Source organism: Halarcobacter sp. (genome assembly GCF_963676935.1).
GTDB lineage: Bacteria > Campylobacterota > Campylobacteria > Campylobacterales > Arcobacteraceae > Halarcobacter.
Map to the genome: position 1 here is coordinate 1,979,201 of NZ_OY781470.1, position 26,060 is coordinate 2,005,260.

Consider the following 26,060-nt stretch of genomic DNA (forward strand, 5'->3'; position numbering starts at 1 on the left):
TTAACTCTTTAATATTTCTTCATAGTTTTTAATAAGGCTAAAAAATTCATATTTTTCTCTAATCTTTTTTTGTTCTAAAATTATTTTTTCTCTAATATCATCATCATGTAACATTATATAAATTAATCTAGATAATAAATTATAATTTCTTTTTTGATCAAACATCATAGCTGCACTATCAAGTGTTTCAGGAATTGCAGTACTTTTATAAGCTAATATTGGTAGATCAAACCACATTGATTCTACAAAAGGAACACCAAAGCCTTCGTGCTCACTCATTGAAAGAAAAAGATCTGCTGACATATAACAAGAAAAAAGTTCTTGATATGAGATATGTCCTGTTAATACTATATCATCTTTATATTTTGATTCATTTATTTTGTTTTGAATTTTATGTGTGTATAAACTATTAGGAAGATATCTTCCAGCAATAATAAGTCTTGCATTTCCATATAATTCCATATACTCATCAAAAAGTTCTATTAAGTCATGTTGACACTTATTAGGAGAAACTCTACCTACAAATAAAATATTTTTTTTACCGTCTGCAAATCTTTTCATAAAATTATTATCTATATTCATCGACCATTTATTTGGTTCAATCACAAGAGGTAATACTTTTGTATTTTTGTATCCAATATACTCTAATTCATCACAATTAAATTTTGAATCCCCAAATACCTTATCAAACTTATTTTTTAAAGCAGGTAATTTTTCCCTACCTTCTTTTAATATTTGAGCGAAAGATTCGTCATAATTTATAAAAAAATCTGAAGGTGTTATGTTATGATAAATCATGCATTTTTTATTTGCTTTCGAATCTAAAGTATAATCAGTAGCCTTACTACCTATAGAGTGATGATAAATCAATACCATATTTTCATCATCTTTAAATTCATCTATTGATTTTATCCCATATTTTTTTTGAGATTCAGGACTAACAAACTCACAATATATTTCAGAATTAAAACCTTGTTTTTTTGCCATTTTATCAATGTAAAGCATTTGTTCAGATATTGCATCTCCACCATCAAAGCCTGCTCCAACTTGAAAAACTTTTTTTTCTGCTTTATTAATATCATCTATCTTTTTATTATCACTTATTATTGATTTAAATATTTCAATATATTTTTGAATGATATTATCCCAATTAGCAATTTCATTTGCATATTTAAACCCAGACCCTGCAATAGTTTTTAATTTATCTTCATTTAAAGAAAATAATTCATCAAAAATATTAAATAAACTTTCTGTACATTCAAAAGCCCAACCTGCATTACTTGACTCTAAAAGAGAGATATATGTTGCTCTACATTTTTTATTAACAATTACTGGCTTTAAACCATACCAAGCTTCATAAATGATTCTTGAGAAACTTTCATTTTCACTTGGATTTATCATTGCTTTACAGTGTTGTATTAAATTATACTTATCATCTTCACTAACTAAACCTAAATCAATAATACAAGACTTATCTATGTTTTCAGGAAGTGTACCAACACCAGCTAAAACTAACTTTACATCTTTTTTTATTTTTTTAACATATTCTTCAAAAACTTCAATTAGATAAGTTGTATTTTTTGTAGCATCTCTTCTACCTATAAATAAAATATAATCACCTTTTACTATAGGTTCGCCTTTTTCACTTTGAAGCAATTTTGAAGAAACTTCTATTCCACTACCCACCATATATGATTTTAAAATCATAGAAGGTCCATAAAGTTTTGTAGCTATTTCAAGCTCTCCTGTAGAATTAAATAGTATTGCTTTTCCATCAATAAAATTTTCTCTTACAGCTTTTAAATAAGCATAACCTTCATCATGTAAACAAGGTTGTAAAACAGCTTTGTTTTTAACTTTATTTATATTTTTTATAATTGGACCATATAGATATGGAAGAAATAAAAATATGTCATATTCATTTTTATTTTTTTCTATATAATTTTCAAGATTTTTAGAATTTATATTTTCATTTATAAAAAAGTCTTCATCTTCTTTAGCAACTGGAAAATAATTACCTTTTTCTTTATGAGATATAATTTTACCATTAGAATCTCCAAACTTTAGAGGAGTTATATTATCAACTGAAAATCTTTTTACTTTGAGTCCATCTACAATATATTCATCTTCTTTATAGAAATCATTATACCAATCATCTAAAAAACTTTTACTACAAGTTGTAAGTACCGTTAAATCTATATCTTTTTGAATATTTAATCTCGAAGAAACTTGCCAAGCTAGTTGCTCTGCTCCGCCTTTTAAATCTTTTCCAAACCAAGGAATAATAACTGCAACTTTAATCATTTCTTTCTTCCTCAAGAATTTTAATTTTTTCTATTATTTTTCCTAATCCATTTTCAAGTACAGCAATATTTTCATTAATATTACTTCTAGTTTTTATATTTTCATTGTTCAATGAGTTCAATAAAAAATAAATTTGATCAGACTCATATTTAATTAATTGAGAAATATGGTTTTCTAAAATATCATTTCGTTTTACAATTTTAGGTAAACGGATAATTGTAATTAATAATTCAGAAATATAACCAATAATTGGAATTTTATAAAATGATCTTAATATGAACTTTGGCCATAAACCAACAATTTTAATATTTTTTAATCTTGATTCTTTAGATAAATATATTCTACCTATAATATCAATTTTGTGTAATTTACCTGTTCTTAATTTATTAAGATAATAATTCAAGCCATTTTCATCTGCTTCTCTATGAAGTATAGCTCTATAACAGTTTTTTATAAAATCTACATCAGTAAAATATAAAAGCTCACCAAGAGTATAAGTATTTTTATGTAATATTCTATAGTCTTGTTTTAAATAATTACTACTAATAGATTCTTTTAAATGATTAAATCTAATAGAGTATTCATTTAATAATTGTTTTCTTAATTCTCGTTCATAAGCAATTTTTTCAAGTTTTTGTTTTTCATTCTCTAATTTTTCATAAAGTTCATTTTTATCTATACTTTGTATTTTTAATGTCAACATTACAGGACAATCCTTTAAAGATTTTTATTGATTTAGTTATCATGGTTATTTTTAATATATTTAAAAAAGAAAGATGGTATGGTTAATAATGCTAAAGGCATATAAGTTCTAAATTCTTCAACACGTGAAATTAAGAAATGACCGATTAAGAATGGAACTATAACAAAGGCAATAGCTTTAATTATTTTTGGTTGATTTTTCCAAGTAAATAGTATAAAAATAAATGGTAATAAAGATACTAATAAATATGGGTAAAACATTAAATTTAAATCTAACATATTTGCTATATTATATCTATATTGCCAAACTCCACCTAAATAATCTCTATCCATACCATAGTACATCTTTATAGACATTAAAACTGCTACTGTAATAATTCCTAATATAAACGTTTTTAGAAATATAATTTTATAATTTTTTTCTTCTTTTAACAATTGATAAACAAAAAACAATGGAACAAGAAAAATAACTGTTGTTTTATTTAGTGCACCAATTATTAAAATTAAAGAAAGAAGAAAAAACTTATCTTTAACAATTGCAAAATATGCAAGTAAAAAAATAAATATATTAATCTCTTCTGATGGCTGGATATGAGCCATAGCACTTAAATTATATAAATAAAAAAAGATCAATATAATAAAAAAAGATATCTCTTTTGAGAAATAGTTTTTCAAAAAGATATAATAAGAAAAAGAGATTAAAAATAAAAAGATAAATCTTTCAAATAAATAAGCTACATGTGTTTTCATACCAAATAAATTTATAAATACTTCAGGAATAGTAAACGACAACCATCTAAACTGAAGAGGGGCAGGAGCTGCTGAAGTTATATGAGTAATATGCCAAGACTCAAATCTATCAAAAATTATATTTGCTACTTTTATATATTCTATTTCAGATATAAGTGAAACTATTAGTGAAAAAATCACTAATAGTAACAACTCATTTTTTTCTAATTTCAATCTTTCTATCATGGATTAATGCCATATCTAGCAGCTAAACTGATAAATTCTTGAGACCCTAAAAATCCATCTAATACTTCTTCTCTAGTTTTAAGATTATTTTCAAGATCATTAAACCAAATATCGTAACCACCTTGGTCAGGTTCTCTATCAAAGAATGCTTTATATAAAACTATTAAATATTCTTTATTACTGTAATTCTTATTTGTAAACTCTTGACTAAAGATAAACCCTTTTGCAATATCAGAACCGCTAGAAATATTATTCAATAATCTATATGTCCAGTCATTTAAACCACCTGAGTCAGCATCTCTACCTAAACAATAACTATAAAATCTACTAACAAATTTTTCGACATCAGTTAAATTTGTATTTTCTACATTAAATGGCAAAATACCGTAACTATTACTTAAGTTAGAAAATTCTGTTGAATATATAAATCCATTTAACACTTCTTGCCTCAATGTCCAAGCATCTAATTTGTCTTTCCAATATGAAAAACCACCTGGATCTGAACTTCTATTAAAAAATGATTCGTATAATATTTCAATAAATTGATCATCAGTAACATTTTTATTTATAAATTCTTGACTTAAAACAAAACCTTTTGCTACGTCAGCACCCACACTAAGTTTTGTAGTTAAATTATCAAGCCAATTATTTAAACCAACTGGATCAGCAGTTCTACCTAATACTTTAGAATACATTCTTTTGATAAATTCTTCTATTTTATATGTTGTTTGATTAAATTGATATCTTGCACTTCTAGGGTTAAAATTATTTTTTACACTTGAATATGCCCATCTATATACGATAGTTTTATTATTTGCAGTATTCATTCCACCACTAATTATATCTTGAATACCATCAATATCAAAATCAGTAATTGCAGGTGAAGCAGGGAAGAATTGAGTTACAAAATTAAAAAAACTTGTATCTGTTAATTGATTACCATCTTTATCTACAATCATAATTTGTGGACCTTGAGTATAAATAATTTCAAGGTTTCCATTATTTGTTAAATCTACAGCTAATAATGGAACATCAATATCTACATCACCTGTTCTAAATATCGGTGTTGTTTTTGTTTCAAATAATCTATTTCCAAGATGATCCCAAGCATAAATGTATCCATTAGCAGTAGCAGCAACTATTTCTAAATCACCATCATTATCCAAATCGCAAACAATGGGATCAGCACTTGTTCTTCCATTAGTATCTAATTTATATTTTAAATTACCGTCATGTTCAAAAACTTTTACATAGTTACCTAATGGATCTTCATGATATCTTCCTGTACCATAAATAATTTCTAAATAATCATCTCCATCAATATCTGCAACTTGTGGAGTACTCCATAATGTTTGCTCTTCCCATTTTCCTTTAAGTGTTTCATAACCTAATTCTTGACCTGTACCTACAAATTGATCAAAGCCAGGAATATTTTGTTTTCCATTTGCAGAAATAACATGAAAAATACCTCCAGTAGTAGTACCTGGATCTGGATTTTCTGTAATATCAGCAGATGCTAATATTTCATATTTTCCATCTTTATTTATATCAGTTACTTTAAATGTTGACCAGATTGTATCAAGTAAAGGAACAGGCCAACCCTCTTTAGGTTGTCCTGTTACACCATCAAGTACCCATGCTCTTTGATCCCAACTTCCAAAAATTACTTCTTTTGTACCATTTGAATCAATATCAAATATTATAGGAGAGCCAAAAACACCTTCTTTTTTAGCATCACCAACAGCATGAAAACCTTCATGAAACCATTTTGTAGTACCATCTTTTTCAAGAGCATAAACCCCACCTAAATCTCCCCATTGACCAACTGAAGCCTCTACACCATTTTCTATAATTGAATTTGCTCCTACTCCTATTACAATTTCTATTTCTCCATCATTATCGATATCTCCAAATGTTGGAGGAGAACTTATTGATGTTGTATTGTAATATTTGCCCGTAGTTGGATCTGGATCAGACATAGCTGGAAAAGTTTTTTCCCATTTAACTGTACCATCTTTTTCTAAACAAATTAAACCTGCAGGTAAAACTTCATTATAGTTTGAATCAAAGCTTTTCCCAGTACCTACAAAAATTTCATCAACTCCATCATTATCTATATCGAAAAGTGCAATTGAATTTTTTGCACCAATTGGTCCATAGTTTAATTCAGTAGCCCAGATAGTATCTGTATGAAAGTTTAAAGAATAATTGTTTTGACCTTCACCTACTATTCTTAAGTAATAATATCCCGGGTTGTAAGTTCCATTTCCTATATCTGTAGCAATTTCTCTTTTTCCATTACTTAAATCTTCTGTATTAGATGCATTTATTAAACTTCCTGTATCGTTATATAAAAACATTGTTGTATTATCAGATAAGTCTACATAATCAAAATTTAATGTAATTGTATGTCTTCCATATGGAATATATACTTTATACCAATCTTCATCAGCTGAAACTTGATTTGAAATACTAAAATTTGCGCTATTCACAGTTGTGGCATTACTAAAAGTATCATCTCCAGAGTTGTTATCATTTGCATCATCATTTTCATAATTAAAATTATTAGATATTTTTAAACTATATGAACCATCAAAATCATCTGTTCCAACTTTAATATAATATAAGCCTGGTGTATGGACATGATATTGGATTGATTCTTTTACACCTGCCCCTGAAGGTCTTTGCAATATAGGGGTATTGCTACTACTATATAAAACCATATTTATGTCTTTACCTGAAGTTGGAGTCATTTCTAAATATAATAAACCTGGTTCTGTAACATTTATTTTAAACCAATCATCATCTGCATTATTAGCTTCTAATGAGTATTCACCATAATTAATCTCTTTTGCAGAAGCGAAATCATCATTTGGTTCATAAGAATCAGTATTTTGCCAAACAGTATTGTTACTAACTTGTAAGTTATAAGTATCATTACTTGTTCCATAAATTCTGTAATAATAATCACCAGCAGGATGCCCTACTCCAATATTGTAACTTAATGAAATATCACCTGTAATTAATTGTGGACCATAAATTGGGGTATTAGAAGGACCATATAAAATAAAATAATTAGTTCCAGTCAAAGAGTTAAAAGTAATATCTGTAGCTAATACATTTCCTGAAGAAACATTTATTTTAAACCAATCTTCATCTTTATTTACCAAGGATAAGTTATTTGTCGAACTAAGAACAGTAGCAGAAGATTTATTATCATTTTGTTCGCTCGCATCATCTCCTAAAGCAGAAAAACTGTTTGATATTTCTAAATCATATGGTCCACCAGCATCATCTGTATCAACAACTATATAATAAGTTCCTACTTCTGAAAAATAAAGTATTTCTTCAGTACCAGAAGCTAAATTAGCTGCTAATAATTGATCACTTGAATTTTTTATAACTACATTTATATCTGTAGTTCTAGAAAATGAAGGATTTACTTTTGGGGTCATTTTAATATATAATAACCCTGGTTCTGTAACATCTAATCTAAACCAATCTTCACTACTAGAATCTTCCATTTCTAAAGAAGTGTATGTTCCATAACTTATAACAGTAGCTGCTGCCATATTGTCATTTGGTTCGTAAATGTCACTTGCAAATGATCTAAAACTAATAATTATACTAAACAGTATAATCTTTATAACCCTTTTCATACTGATTCTCCATGCACTAAATTGTAATTAGTGATATTATATAATAATTTATTTAAGTTTGAATTAATTTTTTATTTATCTAAAGGGTTTATAAAATTTTTCATTGGCAATGTCTAGCATTTCTTTATCTCCACTACTATCACCATAAGCATAAATAAAATCAAACTCAGTTAAGTTATATATTTCTTTAATACGATTAACTTTTTCTTGCCCATAACAATTTTTAGTAAGAAATTTACCGGTTACTTTATCCCCTTTAAAGTCCAACTTTGTGGAGATTAGTTCTAAATTATTTTTTTCACACCAAGGTTGTATCCAACAATCAATAGAAGCTGATACAATTACAATTTTATCGTTATTTTTTTTGTGCCAATCAATTCTTTCTATTGCTTTTGGTCTTATAATCTGATTTAAATGATTTAAAGAATACTCATATGAGATTTCATAAAATTTATCTTTTTTCATTCCTTTGAAGTACCAGGAAATAAAATATTGTTTAGCTTTATAATTTGGAATAATTTTTAATTTATATAATATTAACATTGGAGAAAGAATAATTAATCCAAATAGAAACTTTTTATTTCCTACTGCAAATTTAATAAATTTTAATAAACTATCATCTGTTGTAATAGTTCCATCAAAATCAAAAAATGCTATTTTGTTACTCATATACTTAACTTTTTGAATATAAATTCTGGTATATGTTTAATTATAAGCATAATAAGTTTCCAAATACCTTTTGTATAAAGGACATCTTTTTGTTTTTGTTGTGCTTTGAATATATCCAAAGCAATCTCTTCTGGCTGAGAAGTTAATTTCTCAGGAAGATCTAAACCTTCTGTCATTTTTGTATTAACAAAACCTGGTTTTACCGTTAAAACAGATACTTTACTTTCGTATAATCTATTTCTAAGACCACTTAAGTAAGCACTAAATGCTGCTTTAGAAGAACCATAAATATAGTTTGCTTTTCGTCCTCTATCTCCTGCAACAGAACTTACGCCAACTATAAATCCATTTTTGTTGCTTTCCATATCATTTGCAATAATATTTAATAAACTCACTACACCTGTATAATTGACATTGATAGTATTAATAGTTTTAGTAAAATCCTTCTCACACTCTTTTTGATCTGCCATATATCCTGCCACAACTATAACACCTAAAGGTTTTACTTCTAAGTTATTATAAAATTCTTCATGGGTATCATATTTTGATACATCCAATTCTTTTAACTGTACATCTACATTTGAACGAATTTTTATATCATCAGCTAATTCTGCTAAGCTATCACAATTTCTTGCAGCTAAATAAAGACTATATCCATTTTTAGCATATACCCTTGCCAACTCTTTTGCTATGTCACTTTTTGCACCGATTATTAATATATAACTCATGTTAGATTCCTACTCTTTTTGATTGTAATGATTGAAATTTTTTATCCATATTATACTCTTTTCTTAACTCTCTAAATTTATCAATGTAAGGATAGCCTTTTTCAAAAGTCTCTTTTGAAACTCTTACATCTTTTGTAAGATATATCCTACCACCATATTTCAAAACTATTTTGTCAAGTTTATCAAGTAAGTCAAATAATCCTTTTTCTATTTTAAAATCAAGTGCTAAACTATAACCTTCAATTGGGAAAGAAAGATAATTTTGATTTTCTTTACCATAAAGTTTAAGTACTGCTAAAAAAGAGCCTTTACCACTGTTTGAAATTTCAGTTAAAATCTCTTGAAGTCCTTCAAAACTAACCTCTTTTGGCAAAATAAATTGATACTGGGTAAACCCACCTTTTCCATAAATTCTATTCCAATTATTTATTGCATCAAGAGGATAAAAGAATGTATCAATATCAACTTTTTGTTTAGATTTACCACTAGGAGCTTTTTTATAATATAACCAATTAAAAGCCTTTACACTTAATGAATTCAACGCAAATGAAGGAAAATTAAAAGGTATGTTCAATTTCTTTTTTTCTTTAAAATCTAGTTTGCCATCATCTGCAAAATCTCCAACCATAAGAAGACATTTTCCTATGTCACTTCCTTTTGCAAGGCAATCAATCCAAGCAACAGAATATGGCAGATGTGAATATTCTTCAAATGCTTCAAATGTTTCTTTTAAATTTTTAGTTTTTATTGTAGTTTGATTAATATATTTTGAATTTATTTTTTTTAGTGATATTTTTGCATCTAAGATAATTCCAGTTAATCCCATACCTCCACATGTTGCAAGAAACAACTCTTTGTTTTCTTTATTAGAACATTTTTTTATTTCTCCATTAGGCAACATTAGATTAAATTCAATTACACAATTTGAAAAACAACCTTCTACATGATGGTTTTTCCCATGCACATCACTAGCAATTGCTCCACCTACAGTTATAAGCTTTGTTCCAGGAGTGACTTTTAAAAACCATCCCTTTGGAACAAAAGATTCTATGATCTCACTTAGCAACACTCCACTTTGACAGTGAAGAACACCACTATTTTCATCGAATTCTAAAAAGTAGTTATAAGGTTTACAATATATTAGCTCTTCATTTAATGCACTATCACCATAACTTCTTCCATTACCAAAAGGTATTAACTCTTTTTTATCATCTAATTTTTCAACAAGTTTATTTTTGCTTTTTAATATAAAACTATTGTTTTTTATAATAGGATACATTCCCCAACTATTTAACTGCATTTCAATCCTTAAATACAAATTTTTTATCTAAAAAATATTTAACTACATAACCAATACTAAGTCCTATAATAGCACCAATATATTTTGCATTTTCATCTTCAAAAAAGAAATCAAACAATATTTCAAAACCCCAAAATATGAATGTTGTAAAAACTCCCATAAGAGAATAAAGCAAAAATTTTTTACCATCATCTTTTTTATTTTTTGGTTTATGATAAAAAATAAACTTCTTATCTAAAATATATTTTAAAATTAGTCCAGACAATGTTCCTACAAACATTGCAATATATAATGAAAAAGCACCATCATAAAAATAAAAACTTATATATTGGAATAATAAATTTACTAATGTAGAGAAAAAAGCAAATAATACATATCTTATAGCAATATTCATCTATAATTTTACCACTATATAAAAACTTAATAACCAAAACAAAATAGTTAACTGCAAGAATCTATCTTTTATAACAATTTTTGTTGGACTTCCACTATTTTCTTCTACAAATGTTATTTGCATATATCTCATAATGCCAAGGATTACAAAAAAAGATGTTAAGTAAAGATATTCTGTATTCAATCTTTTTATTACTTCTTCTGAAACTGTGTATAAAATATATGCTACAACTATAACACCAGACATAAATACCATCACAGCATTTACGAACTCTAAATTATAACCATCAATATTTTTTCTGGTCTCTTTTCCTTGTGATGATAGAAGTACATCATCTCTTCTTTTTGCAACAGCTAAGAATAAAGCTAATAAAAATGTCATAATAATTATCCACATTGATAATTGACCTTGAATTACACTTGCTCCTGCAAAAAGTCTTAAAACAAATCCCGTAGCAATTATAAAAATATCAACAATAGTAATATGTTTGAGTTTTAATGAATATGCTATATTTAAAATAAAATAAAGACTTAAAACAATAAACAAATTAATATTTAATAAATATGCACTTATAAGTGATATTCCTGATAAAAAAAGTATCAATAATTTTGCAGTACTTTTAGTAACTTTTCCACTAGCAAGAGGTCTAAACTTTTTTTTAGGATGTTGTTTGTCCTCTTCTATATCCATATAATCATTTAATACATAAATACTACTAGCTGTTAATGAAAATAATACAAATGCAAATATTGTATAAAATGAATCATTTGTTGTAAAATGAAATGAAAATAATAATGGTGCAAATACAAATAAATTTTTTATATATTGATGTGGTCTTAAAAGTTTTAATATTTGATTCATTAGTCTAAAAAGAGAACCCAATTTCATTTCTTCTTAAATCTTCTTTTACCATCATTGCACATAACTCTTCTAATGTACATTTTGGCTCCCATCCTAAAACTTCTTTCGCTTTTGCTGGGTTCCCTATTAGTAAATCTACTTCTGCTGGTCTATAAAACTTTGGATTTACTTTTACTACTGTCTCTCCTGTTGCTTTATTTATTGCAATCTCTTGTTCATCTTTACCTAGAAATTCTAACTCTATTCCTGCTGCTTTAAATGCCATTGTTACAAAATCTCTAACTGTCTCTGTTCTATTTGTTGCTAATACATATGTATCTGGTTTATCTGCTTGTAGCATTAAATACATCCCTTCTACATAGTCTTTTGCAAATCCCCAATCTCTTTTTGCATCCATATTCCCTAGTTCTAAACAATCTAATTTCCCTAGTTTTATTTTTGCTACTGAATCTGTAATCTTTCTTGTTACAAATTCTCTTCCTCTTAATGGTGATTCATGATTAAATAATATCCCACTACATCCAAATATATCATATGACTCTCTATAGTTTATTACCATCCAGTGTGCGTATAATTTTGCTACTCCATATGGACTTCTTGGATAAAGTGGTGTCTTCTCTGTTTGTGGTATCTCTTGTACTAATCCAAACATCTCTGATGTACTTGCTTGATAGAATTTGATTTTTGGATTTACTATTCTTATTGCTTCTAATAAATGCACACATCCTAATCCTGTAATATGAGCTGTTGCTAATGGTTGGTCAAAAGATACACCAACAAAACTTTGAGCAGCTAGGTTATAAATTTCATCTGGTTGAATCTTTTGTACCATATGTATACTATTCGCTTGATCAGTTAAGTCATATTCTACAAGATGTAAATTTGGATTCTTCTCTATCCCTAATTCTTCTATTCTCCAAAAGTTTACTGAAGCTGTTCTTCTATATGTCCCATATACTTCATATCCCTTCTCTAATAATAATTGTGCTAAATATGCTCCATCTTGTCCTGTTATTCCTGTAACTATCGCTTTCTTCATCTATATCTCCATTTTATAATAAAGTCTATTTTATCATAATCTCTCTTACTATTAATAATTTAATTATTCTGTTATTAATTATTATTTATAAATTTCAAATAAAATTAATTTTTTGAACTAAATATTTCTTTCAATACCCTATTACCTATATTAGGATAAAAATGGGATGCATCTCTCCAATCTAAATCATTTGGAAATTCTAGACCTATATTTATCAAATTTAAATATTTTATTTCACATCTATTATTAACTTTTTTTAAATATCTTTGCACATTGATTTCAAAACTTTCAAACAATGGATTAATTTTTTCTTTTTTAAGAAGCTTTGAATGTAAAGGAAGAGAGACAAGTGTTATATTAATTCCTTTATTAGATTTGGAACAATTATAAATTAAACTATTTAAAAGAGTTTCAGTTTCTTGAAAGTGATGATTCATTTTCTCAATATCTATCAAGGTTAAATACTCTTTAGGAAATCCTAATTGATTTAAATCATGAATATTACTACCTATTGAGAAATAATCTACTTTATTTATTCTAAATATATTTTCAAATAAATTTTTTAATATATAAGAGATCTCATCTTTAACATTTAAAAAACCATTATTTCTATTCATAAGAAAAACATTAGGTGATAACTCAATTATTAAATTTTTTATATTAGACTCAGAAAGAATTATATTTGATATGTTAATTATATCTTTTTGAACAATCCCAGGACTCGCAACTTTGACAACTTTATTGTAATTATCAGAGAATCCCCTACCTACGTGAGATGTACCAACTATTACCGTGTCAATTTTTTCTGTAAAAACTTTTTTAAAAACTTTTTCAGATATATATCTATCTAAAAATAATGTTCTAATACTTTTAGGAATATAATCTCTTACTATATTATTTTCTATAGTATAATCTACAATTTTAGGTAATAAAAATAAAATAGACGCAATTAACAATGAAAGTATAATATAAAATAATAATTTAACCATTAGTACTCAATTCCCTATTCATCAATATCTTTCATATATAAAAGTCTGTGCATAACTACTTTCTAATAAAAGTAAAAATAAAATGTTAAAAAGAAATAGAGTACACAATAAATAAAATAAAAAACCTTTCATAAAAAAAACTTTTTTTCTTTTTTTAAAGTTTTTTATTCCAAAAATATCCATTGTATTTGGAGATAAAAATATTATAAAAGTTGCCACAATTAAAATAAATATATAAGAAGAAGTATTTGAAAATATATAGTTTCCATATTTATATCCATTTAGTAATGGCAAAAAACCATTGAAACTAAATTCTTCTTTTATAAAATTTGGCAATATTTCTTGTAAACTTAAAGGAAGACTTATACTTTTAAAATCAATTATAGATAAATAAATTTTAAATAAAGAATCAATATCTTGCACCTTTAAACTAATGGCCATAAGCATACTAAACATAAGAATTACAATTCTATTCAAATAATTTTTACTATTTTTATCTTTAGATATATTATCAGTAAAAAGAAACGTCGGCAGTTTAAGTAAAAACAATATTATTATTACTAAGGTTGTCGTTCCCATTATTATTAAATTTGGAGCATGCCATATTCCTATTATTATATAAGATAAAAATAAACCTATGGCCCAAGATAAAATCATTTTTTTTTCCATATCTTTGATGGGAAGCTTTTTTAGTAAACTAAGAGTAGGAATAAAAAAATACTCTCTTACAAAGCTAGTAAAACTAATATGCCATCTTGATATATATTCTTGAGTACTATAAGATTTTAGTGGCGAATCAAAATTTACTGGAAGTAAAATTCCAAAACATAAAGCTAATCCAATTGCGATATCTGAATAAGCTGAAAAATCAAAATATAATTGAACTAAAAAACCCCAAATAATAAACCATCCATCGAATATAGTTATACTGCTATCCAAATTCTTAATATTAAATACCATTTGATTAATTATACCACCTAAAGGATTTGCAATCCAAAGTTTTTTTAATAAACCAGTTAAAAACAATAATATTCCTGTAGCAATCCAATAATTTGGAATTTTTTTAAATCCTAAACTTGATATTTGTTCTACAGCATTGCGATAAGTAAAAATAGGTCCGGCAATAAAGTTTGGGAAAAAACCTAAATATAGTAGATGCCTAGAATAAGATAATATTGATAGAGAAGCATTTCTACTATCAATGATTGCAGTGATTTGTTGTAATGAATAAAAAGATAATCCTATTGGTATTCCATATGTAAATAAAACACTTGTTTCTAATGATTCTCTATCAAAAAAGCCATGACCAAACTTAAATATTATTAAAGGTAATAAAGAAAAAACAATGCCAATAAAAATTAATATTTTACTATTCTTAGTTTTATGAATTTTTCTTACTATTAAATAGTTTATCGTAGAAGTAATAAATACTAAAACAAACGAAACTAAATCTATTAAATATAATGAAACATAAAGTAATCCAAGAAAATAATAAGGTATTAAAGAAGGGAAAATCTTTTTTATAATTAAAAAACCTAAAAAAATTAAAGGTAAATAAAATATTAAAAACTCTACTGAATAAAACATATTAAAATATTATTCTTATAATTTTATTTTTCAAAATAAATATCTTCCATTAGTAAGCCATCTAAGCCTGTTGTTCCAAATACTGCAACAGCATCTTGAACTGAATGAACAATAGGTTTTCCCATGATATTAAAACTTGTATTTAATATTATTGGTACACCAGTTATACGATTAAATTCTTTAATTAAAGAATATAACCAAGGATCTCTATTTTTATTTATCGTTTGTACTCTCCCTGTGTTATCTTCATGGACAACTGCTGGAACTAAATTTACTTTATCAGTTTTATACTGAAAAGTAAAAGACATAAATGGTGAATCTATAGAGTCTTCAAACCATTCATTTTGATATTCTTCTAAAACAATAGGTGCAAAAGGACGATATGATTCTCTTCCTTTAACTTCTTTATTTATTAAATCTTTCATTTTTTTAGATCTAGGGTCAGCTAAAATAGATCTATGTCCTAATGCTCTAGGTCCAAATTCTGCTGCCCCTCTGAAAATGCCAATTATTTTCCCCTTAGCTAACTCTTCTGCTATTATTTTATAAGAGTTATTAGATAAGGAATGTGTATTCCATTTTGACTTTAAAACTGTATTATTAATTACATTTAAATCTGGTAGAGTACCCAGATAACAAGTTTCACTAAAAAAAGGAATTTCTTTATTTTCTGTTATCTCCATCCATCCAAGAAGTGCTGAACCTATTGCATTTCCATCATCTGCAGGAGCAGATGGAATATGTACATTATTAAAAAAAGTATTTTTAACAATCTTTCCATTATAAGAAGAATTTAAAGCTGTTCCCCCTGAAAGTATTAAATTATCTTCTCCATATTTTTTTAAATTATTTAAAATTTTATTCATAAATTTTTCATATGCTAACTGTCCAGTAGCTGCTAAAACTGAAGCTTTTTCAACAGGTTCATTAGCTTTTCGCACATATTTAGATAATTTCTTTTCTACATTTAGAATTGTTGCTTTATCTGCAAAAATTGGTCTTCCATCCTCAAAGATTATTATGGTTTCAAGTACTTCAAGTAAAGATAAATCAGGTTCACCAAATGCTGCTAACCCCATTACTTTCCACTCTTCACCAGCTATCCAATCAAAACCACAAAGAGAAGTTAACCAACAATAATAAGTTCCTAAACTCCCAGGTCCCCAAGATCGCCATAATCGCTTTAATTTACGATTTTTTAGATGAAATAAACTAAGTGCGCCAACTTCTCCTTCTCCATCAGAAACTAAGACAAGTGCATTATCATATGGTGATGAATATACAGCATTTGTAGCATGACATAAATGATGATCAAAATTCATTATTTTATCATTTATATTAGATTCAAAAATAGTTTTAATATTATGTCCACTATTTTTATGTATTTGAGATTGAATACCAAGCATCCATTCACCAATATTTGAATCTACTAACAAAGAAGAAGGTTTTAATTGTTTAGTACTATTATCAGCAGATATACTTTGTTTCTCTTTTTTCCAACTTGTAGAAATAAAAAAATTACTATAAGGATCATCTTTAATTATTTTTTTAATATGAGGAGCTACATGATCTATGTGATCAGGAGCTATTCCCCATGCTCTTTTACATTGTAAAAAACGCTCACTAGCTTCTGCAAAAACAACTTTTCCTTTTTCATTTACAATTGCAAATGCTGGATCATGACCAGAAGTTGATAAACCAATAAAATATTTCCCCATCTACTCTTCCATCATTTTACATATTGCATCTGCAACTTCATTTGCAGTTTTATATTCAAACATTATTACTGGTTCTATTTCTAAATCATATTCTTCTTCTAAGTACCCACAAAGAAGTACTGCATTAAGAGAATCTATACCAACATCTGCTAAATTTGTATCTGCAGTTAATTTATCAAGTGAGACCTTAGTTCTTTTCGATACTTTTTCTAATAAAAATTCTACTACTTCTTGATGCTTATTATTTATATTTTTCATTTTTTTCTACCTTTAAATTTTTTAATGATTTTGCTGTTTTAATTGATTGTTCAAAAGTCCAATCTTTGATTGATATATTTTTATGAATTGCAAAAAATATTGGGATTACCATAGCAATTATACTTTTAGAAATCATTGCTCCAGGGCATGAGTGAGCACCATGTCCAAATTCTAAACTAGGCTTAGCTAAATTACAATTATTTTGTTCTGATATATTATTTTCGTTAGTAATTTTAATTAAAATATAAGTTCCTTCTTTAAAAAACTTTTCATCAATAATGAAATCTTTTTTTACAATTCTATATATATTAAGTAAAGATGCAGAGTTATATATTATATTTTCTAAATTTTCAAAAAATATTTCTTCACTAAATTTTTCTCTCACAAAATACTTTTCTTTATTACTTAAAATTTCAAAAAATACATTACCCAATGTTTGAATAAATGGAGACATTGAACCATAAGCAACTAATAATAATATTAACTTATTATCATATGATAAATTAATTTCATTTTCTGAATTTATATATGAAAGCATAGTGTTCTTAGAATCTGTATTATTTATTTCAAAAGATTTTTTTAGAGTATCTAATAAATATTGGACTTCACCTTCTAATTTCACTAATTCTCTAATGGATAATAATGGTTCAGCAACTTTTTGTGCATAATATAATCTTTTCTCAAAATCATCCATTAAAACTAAATTTTCACCCATTATTATTGGTCTAATTATTTTTTTTGCAATTTCAAAACAATAATCTATTAAATCTATATCTATTGAAAAATCTAAAGATTTAGTAACTGACTCAATTTTATCTTCAAAAAAAGGTAAAAAATATGAAAGATTTTTTTTCCCAAATGTCTCTTTAAATATTCTTTTATGAATTTTATGTTCATTTCCTTCTAAAAAAAAAGGAGAATGAGATAAAAATTTTGTTAAAAGAGTTAAATCAATATTTACATTATTTTGAAGCTTTGATATATAATCTCTTAATGGCATTACCTCAACAGAATTACTTCCTAATATCTTTGTTGCTAAATCATAATCATCTATTATATACATATTATTTATCTAATCCTTTACATTCACTCCAAGGAGATTCTAGTCCTATAAATTTAGGTTCCCACAAATTCCTTTCTGAATACATGTATCTAAGTTGTGCATAAAAAAACATTACTGTCACAAATAAATCTTGACCTAAATTCTTTTCAACAATCTTTTCTAATATTAAGTTAAACATCTTCTTTTCAGATTTACCCATATTTTTTACTTTCATTGAAATATTAAGAATATCTCGATCAATATGATCTTTATTTGATAATGAATTTTTTTTCAAACCTTTTGGAATAAAACTACAATCTAAAATATCTAACATATTTAAAAACCTATTTGCAAAATTTTCAGGAGCATATAAATTAGAACTTAACCACTGCATACCTTTTTTCATATCTTTTTTAGAAATTGTTTTATGAATGATATTGGATTCCCATAACATTCTATTTGAATACTCACTTTCATCTAAAATTCTTTTTTCCTTTTTTAATCTTTTAATTAGTGGCGTAGAATCAGGTGCAACCACTAGAGTCAAAGTAAAATAAGGATTAAATGAATTCATAGCTAATTCAAATTGTTTATTGAATATATCTTTATCATCTGCATCAAAACCTACCATCATCCCACATTGAGGCAGAATACCAAATTTTAAAAGTTTTTTTATAACTTCTTCCATTTCACACTTAACATTTTGAAATTTTTTTACTTCTTTCATACTATTTGAATTTGGAGATTCAATTCCTATAAAAACTTGGTTTAATCCTGCTTCTGCACATAGCTTTAATAATTCATCATCTTTTACTATGTCTGTGGAAACTTGTGTTCTAAAAAAAACAGGATCTGATTTATGTAAAATATTCCAGTTTTTTAATTCATTTAAAAGTTTCTTAGCTTGCATTCTATTAATTGTAAAATTATCATCAGATAGAAATACTATTCTATATCCTAAAGAATACAACTGTTCAAGCTCTTTTATAACATTTTTTATTGGTTTATAACGCTGTTTTTGACCTAAATAAACAATTACATCACAAAATTCACAAGAATATGGACATCCCTTTGAAGTCTGAATAGCACCAACAGCTGCTCTATGGTTTGGATACAAATCCCATCTTGGTAAAGGTAAATTGGTTAAATCAGGTTTTGTTCCTATATATCTATTTTTAAAAGAATTATTTGTTAGATCACTAAATAACTCATCTGCAATATTCTCTATCTCACCTTCAACAAGAATATCACAATATTCTCGCATAACATTAGGAGATAAAGAAACAAAAGGCCCTCCCATAATAATGATTTTACCTCTATTTCTAAACTCTTTTGAAATTTCAATCATTCTATTTTTTTGGGAAATATAACCAGTTATTCCAATATAATCTGCTTCAATATCAAAATCAACCTCTGAAACCTGTTCATCACACAGTTTTACTTCAAAATCTTTAGGAATAAATGATGCAATAGTAGGTAGAGCTAAATTAGCTATTTGTACACCTGGTTTATAACCCATTGATTCTAAAACTTCTGCTCCATAATAAGTAGGAAAATCAGATTTAGGATTTATTAAATAAATTAATTTTTTCAAAAAATATTCCTAATTAGATTCTATAAATTTAGCAGGTAGATTTTTTATTCTAGTTGCTATTTCTGCTTTATAAAATATTTGTTTACTTAAATCACATTTAATTATAGGAAATTTCTCAAAAAACCTAGGGATAAACTCTTTTATTATGTTTTTTGAAAGTTCAGCACCTAAACATTTATGACTTCCTGAACCAAATGTAAGATGAGAAATTGATGGACTATAATCATCTATTTTTTCCAACTCTACTTGTTCACCATACTGTTTATTATCCCGATTTATTGAAGGAATATCAATTAAAACTTGAGTCCCTTTTGGAATTATTTTTCCATTAATTTTAACATCTTTTTTTGTTTCTTTTGATAACAAATTAGTTGATGCATAGAGACGAATTAAATCATCAACATGATTATTAACCCATTCAAAAGATGAATATTTTCTTATTTTTTCATCTTCCATTTCACTGTAAGCTACCATAATATGTGAAATTGTTTCAGTTGTTGCTCTAGGAGCAATTAATAATACAATAAGTAGTGATACAATTTCTTCTTTTGTCATAATATTTTTTGTATGCTCAGAAATAACTTTAAATAAACTATTTGCAGGGAAATTATCATATTGTTTAATAATCAAATTATTAAGATCAATTAAAACATTTTGTAATTTTATAAACTGTGAAACTGATGCCATTCTTTCAACAGACTTTGTAGCTATTTCAATTTGTTTAATAAATTCTTTTCTATCAGATATTTTTACTCCAAACAAAATCTCAGTCATATCAATATAAAAATTATCACAAATATCTACTATTAAATCAATACTATCATTTTTAATCTTTTCTATTTCATTTAATCTATATTCTATTGCTTCAATAATATTTGAATTAAATCTTTCAATTGCTAAATGTGTAAAAATCTTATTAACTGGCTTTCTAATATCAAGATGTTCTTTTCCATGCATGAAAGGAAGAAACATTTTTAAATGTCTTTTTAACTCTGTAAAATCAATTCCAGATTCCTTTTCAATTAATTCAATGTAATTATACATATTTGGAGGTCCAAATTCTTCTTTTGAAGAAAGAATTCGTTTTGCTGTCTTAAAGTCTTTAATTACCTGCACTCATACTCCTTAAATTTATAGCCTTTTTGATAATTATTTGCAACAATTTTCCTCTGAATTTTTCCACTTGAAGTTTTCATAAGTTCACCTCTTTTTAGAAAAAATATTTTAGATAATGTTACTCCAAAATTTTTTTGAATATCTTGATTGATATTTTTAATCAATTCTTCTTTATTGTTTAATTTATATTTTTCTTTTTCTCTTACTTCAATAAATAGAATAATATCACCATCAATAGAACCTTCAATTTGAATTGCTGCAGCTGAATGTGCATTTAATAGATCACTATTTCTTGCTGCTATTTGTTCTAGTTCAGAGGGTGAAATATTTTTTCCATTTTTTACAATAATATCTTTTTTTCGCCCTGTAATAAAAAGATGATTATTTGAAATAAAACCTAAATCACCTGTTCTAAATCTTTTTGAAGGATAAAAAGATTCTTTTTCATAATATCCTTGAGTAATAGAATTACCACTAATAATTATTTCACCTATTTCTCCATTTGATAAAACATTATCATTATATAAATCGACTATTTTTATTTCTAAATTTTTTTCTTCTCCGAGATAACATCCCTCTGTATAATTTCCTTTATAGATTTGAGGTTTTGAAAATCTAAAATTTGGTTCCCCTGAAACAAATAATGTTGCTTCTGCAAGTCCATATACAGGAGTTACAGATAATGGATTTAAATGAAATTGTGAAAATATTTTTCTAAAAGAATTCAATGTTTTTGATGGAACATAATCTGCACCACAAAAAGCAACTTCTAAACTTGACAAATCTAATTTATTATTAAACTTTTCTATATCAAGTTCATTACAAAGTTCAAAAGAAAAAGCTGGGCCTCCAGTAAAGTTTACTTTAAATTTACTTATTGCATAAAGCCAACGTTGTGGTTTTTGTATAAAATGCAAAGGGTCCATCTGAACTATTTTCTGTCCACTTAATAATGGATAAAAAAGTCCCCCGAACAAACCCATATCATGAAAATGAGGCAACCAAGTTAATAAGGTTTTTTCTTTTCTAAAGTTCCATTTTGATGCAACTTTATAATAATTTGCTAAAATATTCTCAGATGAAATCAAAACCCCTTTAGGCTCACTAGTAGTACCTGAAGTAAATTGAATTATAACTGGTTGATTTTGGGATATTTCAAAACCTGGTAATTTTAAAGATTTATTCACTTTAGTAGTATTTGACAAAGATTCTATTGTTAATACATTATTTATATTAAATAAATCATCACTTTTAAATAATGATTTAATTGACTCAATTTTATTATCATGGGTTAAAATAAATGAGCCATCACATATTTTAATAATTTTACCTAATCTTAATGAATTTAGCCCAAAGCGAGAAATTGTAGTGGGAATTACAGTTATACCTGCAAAAATACAAGCTATTAACGTGATCAAAAAATTTGGACCATGTTCTAGCAATAAAATCAATTTACTATTTGCAGGTATGTATTGAATAAGACTATAAGCGAACTCTTTTGATAAAGCAAGAATTTCTTTAGGTGATAAATAAACTTCACCTCTATCCCCACCTCTTTCTAAAAAGCAATATTGCCATTCATGATTGGATGAAGATAATACTTTCTCAATCTTTAATGCTAAACATTTATTCAAAATCATCCTTAAGATAATAAATATCATTAATTTTTAAAGTATATTATTAAATTATTCCTTAAAAGTATTATAAAGTAAAAAAAGTTTAACTAAGTCTAATACATAATTTTAAATTATTAATACTTAGGTTAAATCATAAAATGCATAATATTTATACTCTATTATTTAAAACTCTTCTTCCAACTATCAATACAGTAAATTTTTGTACATATAGAGTCAAATAAAATTTGATTATATTCTAAATAATTTTTATATTCTTCTAACTTTTCAGGTTGGCTTTGTAGCTCAGGAGAAACTAAACATAATTTAAAACCATTATCTTTTAATAACTTATAATTTTCCTTTGTAATAGGCAATTTTGAAAAACAATCTACCCATATCCATTCTACTTTACCTTTCATTGTTAGTATAGTATCTATTCCTTCAAATTCTGAAAAACGTAATGCAATATTTTTTTCACCATTTTTAGAAAGTAAGTAAATCATAGGAAAAGAACTGTCTAAAAAAAAGTATTTTTCTATTCCATATTTTTGAATCAACTCTAATACTTTATGTTCAATTCTTTCACTTTTAATATTAAGAATCATTGTCCCATGGTTATAATGTTTTAAATATTCTTCAAAATCTTCACCTGACTTAAAAGGATCATGTTGTAAAACTAATTTATCCCCAAAATCTCTTAAGTCTAACTCAACTCCAAACTCTTTTGGAACTTGCTTTAATTCTTCAATTGTATTTATTCTATGTGCAATATATTCCATTTTAAAGTTCCTTTTTTAACTTAAAACTAAATTCTAATGTTCTTTTTATAAATTTCCATTTTGAAGAAAAACCTGTATTCCAACTTGATTCACCATGTATTCTAGGAGGAAATACCACATCAAACCTAATTAGATTAAGTCCTTTTTTATTCGCCATATACAAAAAATATAAATCTAAAGAAAAATCTTTAGGACAACTTTTCTTTATATTTTCAAAAAAACTTCTATGAAAAATATTTGGTTGAGCATTTATATCCCAAAGTTTTGTACCTAAATATACAGTTTCAAAAAAACTCATTCCTATAGTAAAAAACTGATCAAACAAGGGTCTTCCTTTCCTATCACCTTTCACATAAGTATTTTGAGGAGTTGCTTGTTTTTCTATAATGTCTAAAGCTTTTAAGGAATCAGCTGGGTCAGTTTGCATATCTGCATGGGTATATCCAATAAATTCACCTTTTGCTTCATTTAAACCAGATGTAATACCAAATCCATAACCTTGATTTACTTCAACTTTTACACATCTGGCAAAATTAAATTTAGGTAATAGGCTATTTATTACCTCTTCACTATTATCTGTTGACCCATTATTTACCAAAATAACTTCAACATCATTCCTATCAATTACACTTGAAAACTTCTCCAATATAAGAGGTATATTTTTTGATTCATTATAACATGGCACTATTATTGATAATTTCATTTTTTTCCTTTATTTAAAAACCCAAAATTTTTGACCTAAAAAATTTAAAACTGTACTTACACCTGTTGCTATTAAAAATGCCAACAAAACTATTTGTGTTTGTTCTAAAACAAGTTTATTAGTTAAAACATTTGCTCCAAGTGTTACTGTATATAAAATTGCAAACTGAACAATCTCTTTATATGATTTTCCATGTTTTTCAAAAGTCCAATATTTGTTTATAACAAAAGCAACTATCGTTCCTAAAAGAAAAGAGATTGTTTTAGCAATATCATGTTCAAAAAAGTTTAATAATAAGTAATAAGTAGCTAAATCTGTACCAACTGCACTAAATCCAGCTACTAAAAATCTTTTAACTTCTTTTTTTAGTTTACTCATCTATATTCTTGCTCAAAAGTTTTATATTTTTTATCTAACTCTTCTATTTTATTTTTATTTACTGTTATATCTTTTTCTAAAGAGTATGGATGCCATGGTATTTTATGGAAAAAGCTTTGCCAATATACAAAAGTCTCATAATCATCAGGTGTTCCCCAACAAATATAATCATCAACTTCAAACACTTTAACTTTTAATCCCATTTCAATTAACTCATCCATTAGTGAATCAACATAGTATTCACCATTTACTCTTATATCTTTATCTAATAAATTTTTTAGAGCTTTATTATAATATTCAACTTTTTTAAACCAAAATGTGCCAACTACAGCATGATCCTCATATGGGTTATCAGATATTGGAACTTTTACAGATACTCCTGTGGCATTGTCATTATCATCAATTTTTACCCAACCATACATTTGAGGATTATTTTTACTGCTAATATGGTGTCTAAAGGTAAAGATAATAGCGTCTACATCATCACTATCAATAAGTTTTTGATATTTCTCTTTATTATAAATCATTCCATTATCAGTTGCTGCTATCAATAAAGATTTTGATTCATCAACATCTTTTAGTCCTAAACTACAAGTGATAGCTTGCCCCTCAGTCACTTCATTAATAGGAATAATTTTTGACTTTGGATATTCTTTTTTTAATGCTTTTTCTAAAGGATAGTTGTCTAAATGTTCTTGCAACGTTACGTATATATGCTCTTTTGAGTTAGGTAAAGAGTTTGCTGCTTGGATAATCATTGGTTTTCCACTTACATCAATTAGTGGCTTAGGGTTTTTATATCCTACTTTTGCAAATCTACTTCCTCTACCTGCTAAAGGTATTAGGGTTAAACTATTATCTTTCGCAGCTGGCTTTTCTTTTTCTAAGATTGCATCTTTAAAGTATTTAGACCAAGTATTATACTCTTCAACATCAGCTGGTGTTCCCCATTGTAACATATGTTGAACATCATAAATAGATACTTTTAATCCATCTTTTACCAATAAATTATAGATTAAAGAGACATAATATTCACCTTTTAGATTAATGTCTTTATCCATTATCTCTTGGAAATATTTTTTAACATAGCTTCCTTTTTTAAAATAATATGTACCATTTGAAGCATATTCTTCCATTCTATTATCTGTAAAAGGTTCTTTCTCTTTTATCTCTAACATCCATTGTTTATCATCTCTCATAAATGCATAGTTTGTTGTACCTAACATATGAGGATGAAATCTTTTATAAGCAGGTATTGCTCCATCGGCATCTCTATCTCTTGTATGTTTTAAAAAATCTTCATAATCCCAATATGTACCAAAATCACAATAGTTTACTATTATCTCTTCATCATCATCAATTAAATCTTCTATCAAAGATACAGCATAAACTGGACCTTTCTTATGGTTTGGTATTTCTACTACATTTGCATTTGGCTTTAAAGATAAAAGTATATCTCTCATATTTGTTTCAGCAAGATGTTTTGAATTACATATAAATGTAAATTTTGTTTCTCCTGGGAATAAATCACATACGTGTGCGATAATAGGTTTTCCATCTATCACAATTAAAGGTTTAGGATCTTTATATCCTGCTTCTACAAATCTATTTCCTACTCCTGACATTGGTACTACAATATGCATATTCTC

At 26.4% G+C, this 26,060-nt stretch carries 22 protein-coding genes; all 22 read right to left on the bottom strand.

Annotation, left to right across the window (positions count from 1 at the left end; genetic code table 11):
* On the bottom strand, nt 1-2,304 hold the full coding sequence (locus ACKU4C_RS09720; protein ID WP_321311672.1) for a glycosyltransferase: 2,304 nt from the start codon (nt 2,302-2,304) through the stop codon (nt 1-3).
* Entirely contained in the window at nt 2,297-3,007 is a 711-nt protein-coding gene (locus tag ACKU4C_RS09725) for a DUF4214 domain-containing protein (protein ID WP_321311673.1), read from the bottom strand. Before ACKU4C_RS09725 ends, ACKU4C_RS09720 begins: the two co-directional genes overlap by 8 nt.
* A gap of 32 nt (nt 3,008-3,039) precedes the next feature.
* Complete coding sequence (locus ACKU4C_RS09730) at nt 3,040-3,981, bottom strand: hypothetical protein (protein ID WP_321311674.1); 942 nt, start codon at nt 3,979-3,981, stop codon at nt 3,040-3,042.
* A complete protein-coding gene (locus ACKU4C_RS09735) occupies nt 3,978-7,640 on the bottom strand; it encodes a DUF4214 domain-containing protein (RefSeq protein WP_321311675.1) in 3,663 nt (1,220 codons plus the stop codon). The genes ACKU4C_RS09730 and ACKU4C_RS09735 overlap by 4 nt, the downstream gene beginning before the upstream one ends.
* 75 nt (nt 7,641-7,715) lie before the next feature.
* On the bottom strand, nt 7,716-8,309 hold the full coding sequence (locus ACKU4C_RS09740; protein WP_321311676.1) for an HAD family hydrolase: 594 nt from the start codon (nt 8,307-8,309) through the stop codon (nt 7,716-7,718).
* Nucleotides 8,306-9,037 (bottom strand): SDR family oxidoreductase, encoded by a 732-nt coding sequence (locus ACKU4C_RS09745; protein ID WP_321311677.1) that lies wholly within the window; start codon nt 9,035-9,037, stop codon nt 8,306-8,308. Before ACKU4C_RS09745 ends, ACKU4C_RS09740 begins: the two co-directional genes overlap by 4 nt.
* A 1-nt stretch (nt 9,038) precedes the next feature.
* Complete coding sequence (locus ACKU4C_RS09750) at nt 9,039-10,337, bottom strand: FAD-binding oxidoreductase (protein WP_321311678.1); 1,299 nt, start codon at nt 10,335-10,337, stop codon at nt 9,039-9,041.
* A 1-nt stretch (nt 10,338) separates the two neighbouring features.
* The gene (locus tag ACKU4C_RS09755) at nt 10,339-10,731 is read right to left on the bottom strand and encodes a GtrA family protein (RefSeq protein ID WP_321311679.1); all 393 of its coding nucleotides are present in this window, start codon (nt 10,729-10,731) and stop codon (nt 10,339-10,341) included.
* Nucleotides 10,732-11,619 (bottom strand): decaprenyl-phosphate phosphoribosyltransferase, encoded by an 888-nt coding sequence (locus ACKU4C_RS09760; protein ID WP_321311680.1) that lies wholly within the window; start codon nt 11,617-11,619, stop codon nt 10,732-10,734. It lies immediately after the preceding gene.
* Entirely contained in the window at nt 11,597-12,631 is a 1,035-nt protein-coding gene (gene gmd / locus ACKU4C_RS09765; protein WP_321311667.1) for a GDP-mannose 4,6-dehydratase, read from the bottom strand. The genes ACKU4C_RS09760 and gmd overlap by 23 nt, the downstream gene beginning before the upstream one ends.
* Nucleotides 12,632-12,735: 104 nt before the next feature.
* Nucleotides 12,736-13,620 carry a hypothetical protein gene (locus ACKU4C_RS09770; protein WP_321311681.1) on the bottom strand — a complete coding sequence of 295 codons (885 nt, stop codon included), beginning with the start codon at nt 13,618-13,620 and terminating at the stop codon, nt 12,736-12,738.
* A 21-nt stretch (nt 13,621-13,641) separates the two neighbouring features.
* A complete protein-coding gene (locus ACKU4C_RS09775; RefSeq protein WP_321311682.1) occupies nt 13,642-15,207 on the bottom strand; it encodes an MBOAT family O-acyltransferase in 1,566 nt (521 codons plus the stop codon).
* 23 nt (nt 15,208-15,230) lie between these two features.
* A complete protein-coding gene (locus ACKU4C_RS09780; RefSeq protein ID WP_321311683.1) occupies nt 15,231-16,925 on the bottom strand; it encodes a carbamoyltransferase C-terminal domain-containing protein in 1,695 nt (564 codons plus the stop codon).
* The gene (locus ACKU4C_RS09785) at nt 16,926-17,183 is read right to left on the bottom strand and encodes an acyl carrier protein (protein WP_321311684.1); all 258 of its coding nucleotides are present in this window, start codon (nt 17,181-17,183) and stop codon (nt 16,926-16,928) included.
* Nucleotides 17,167-18,246, bottom strand: coding sequence for a hypothetical protein (locus ACKU4C_RS09790; RefSeq protein ID WP_321311685.1), 1,080 nt, complete (start codon nt 18,244-18,246; stop codon nt 17,167-17,169). The genes ACKU4C_RS09785 and ACKU4C_RS09790 overlap by 17 nt, the downstream gene beginning before the upstream one ends.
* Nucleotide 18,247: 1 nt before the next feature.
* A complete protein-coding gene (locus ACKU4C_RS09795) occupies nt 18,248-19,819 on the bottom strand; it encodes a radical SAM protein (protein WP_321311686.1) in 1,572 nt (523 codons plus the stop codon).
* A gap of 9 nt (nt 19,820-19,828) precedes the next feature.
* A complete protein-coding gene (locus ACKU4C_RS09800; protein ID WP_321311687.1) occupies nt 19,829-20,935 on the bottom strand; it encodes a cytochrome P450 in 1,107 nt (368 codons plus the stop codon).
* Complete coding sequence (locus ACKU4C_RS09805) at nt 20,926-22,569, bottom strand: AMP-binding protein (protein WP_321311688.1); 1,644 nt, start codon at nt 22,567-22,569, stop codon at nt 20,926-20,928. The genes ACKU4C_RS09800 and ACKU4C_RS09805 overlap by 10 nt, the downstream gene beginning before the upstream one ends.
* 161 nt (nt 22,570-22,730) lie before the next feature.
* Nucleotides 22,731-23,330, bottom strand: a complete 600-nt coding sequence (locus ACKU4C_RS09810) for a phosphatidylinositol-specific phospholipase C/glycerophosphodiester phosphodiesterase family protein (protein ID WP_321311689.1) — start codon at nt 23,328-23,330, stop codon at nt 22,731-22,733.
* A gap of 1 nt (nt 23,331) precedes the next feature.
* On the bottom strand, nt 23,332-24,033 hold the full coding sequence (locus ACKU4C_RS09815; RefSeq protein ID WP_321311690.1) for a glycosyltransferase family 2 protein: 702 nt from the start codon (nt 24,031-24,033) through the stop codon (nt 23,332-23,334).
* 9 nt (nt 24,034-24,042) lie between these two features.
* Nucleotides 24,043-24,411 carry a GtrA family protein gene (locus tag ACKU4C_RS09820; protein ID WP_321311691.1) on the bottom strand — a complete coding sequence of 123 codons (369 nt, stop codon included), beginning with the start codon at nt 24,409-24,411 and terminating at the stop codon, nt 24,043-24,045.
* A complete protein-coding gene (locus tag ACKU4C_RS09825; protein ID WP_321311692.1) occupies nt 24,408-26,054 on the bottom strand; it encodes a sugar phosphate nucleotidyltransferase in 1,647 nt (548 codons plus the stop codon). Before ACKU4C_RS09825 ends, ACKU4C_RS09820 begins: the two co-directional genes overlap by 4 nt.
* Nucleotides 26,055-26,060: the final 6 nt, after the last annotated feature.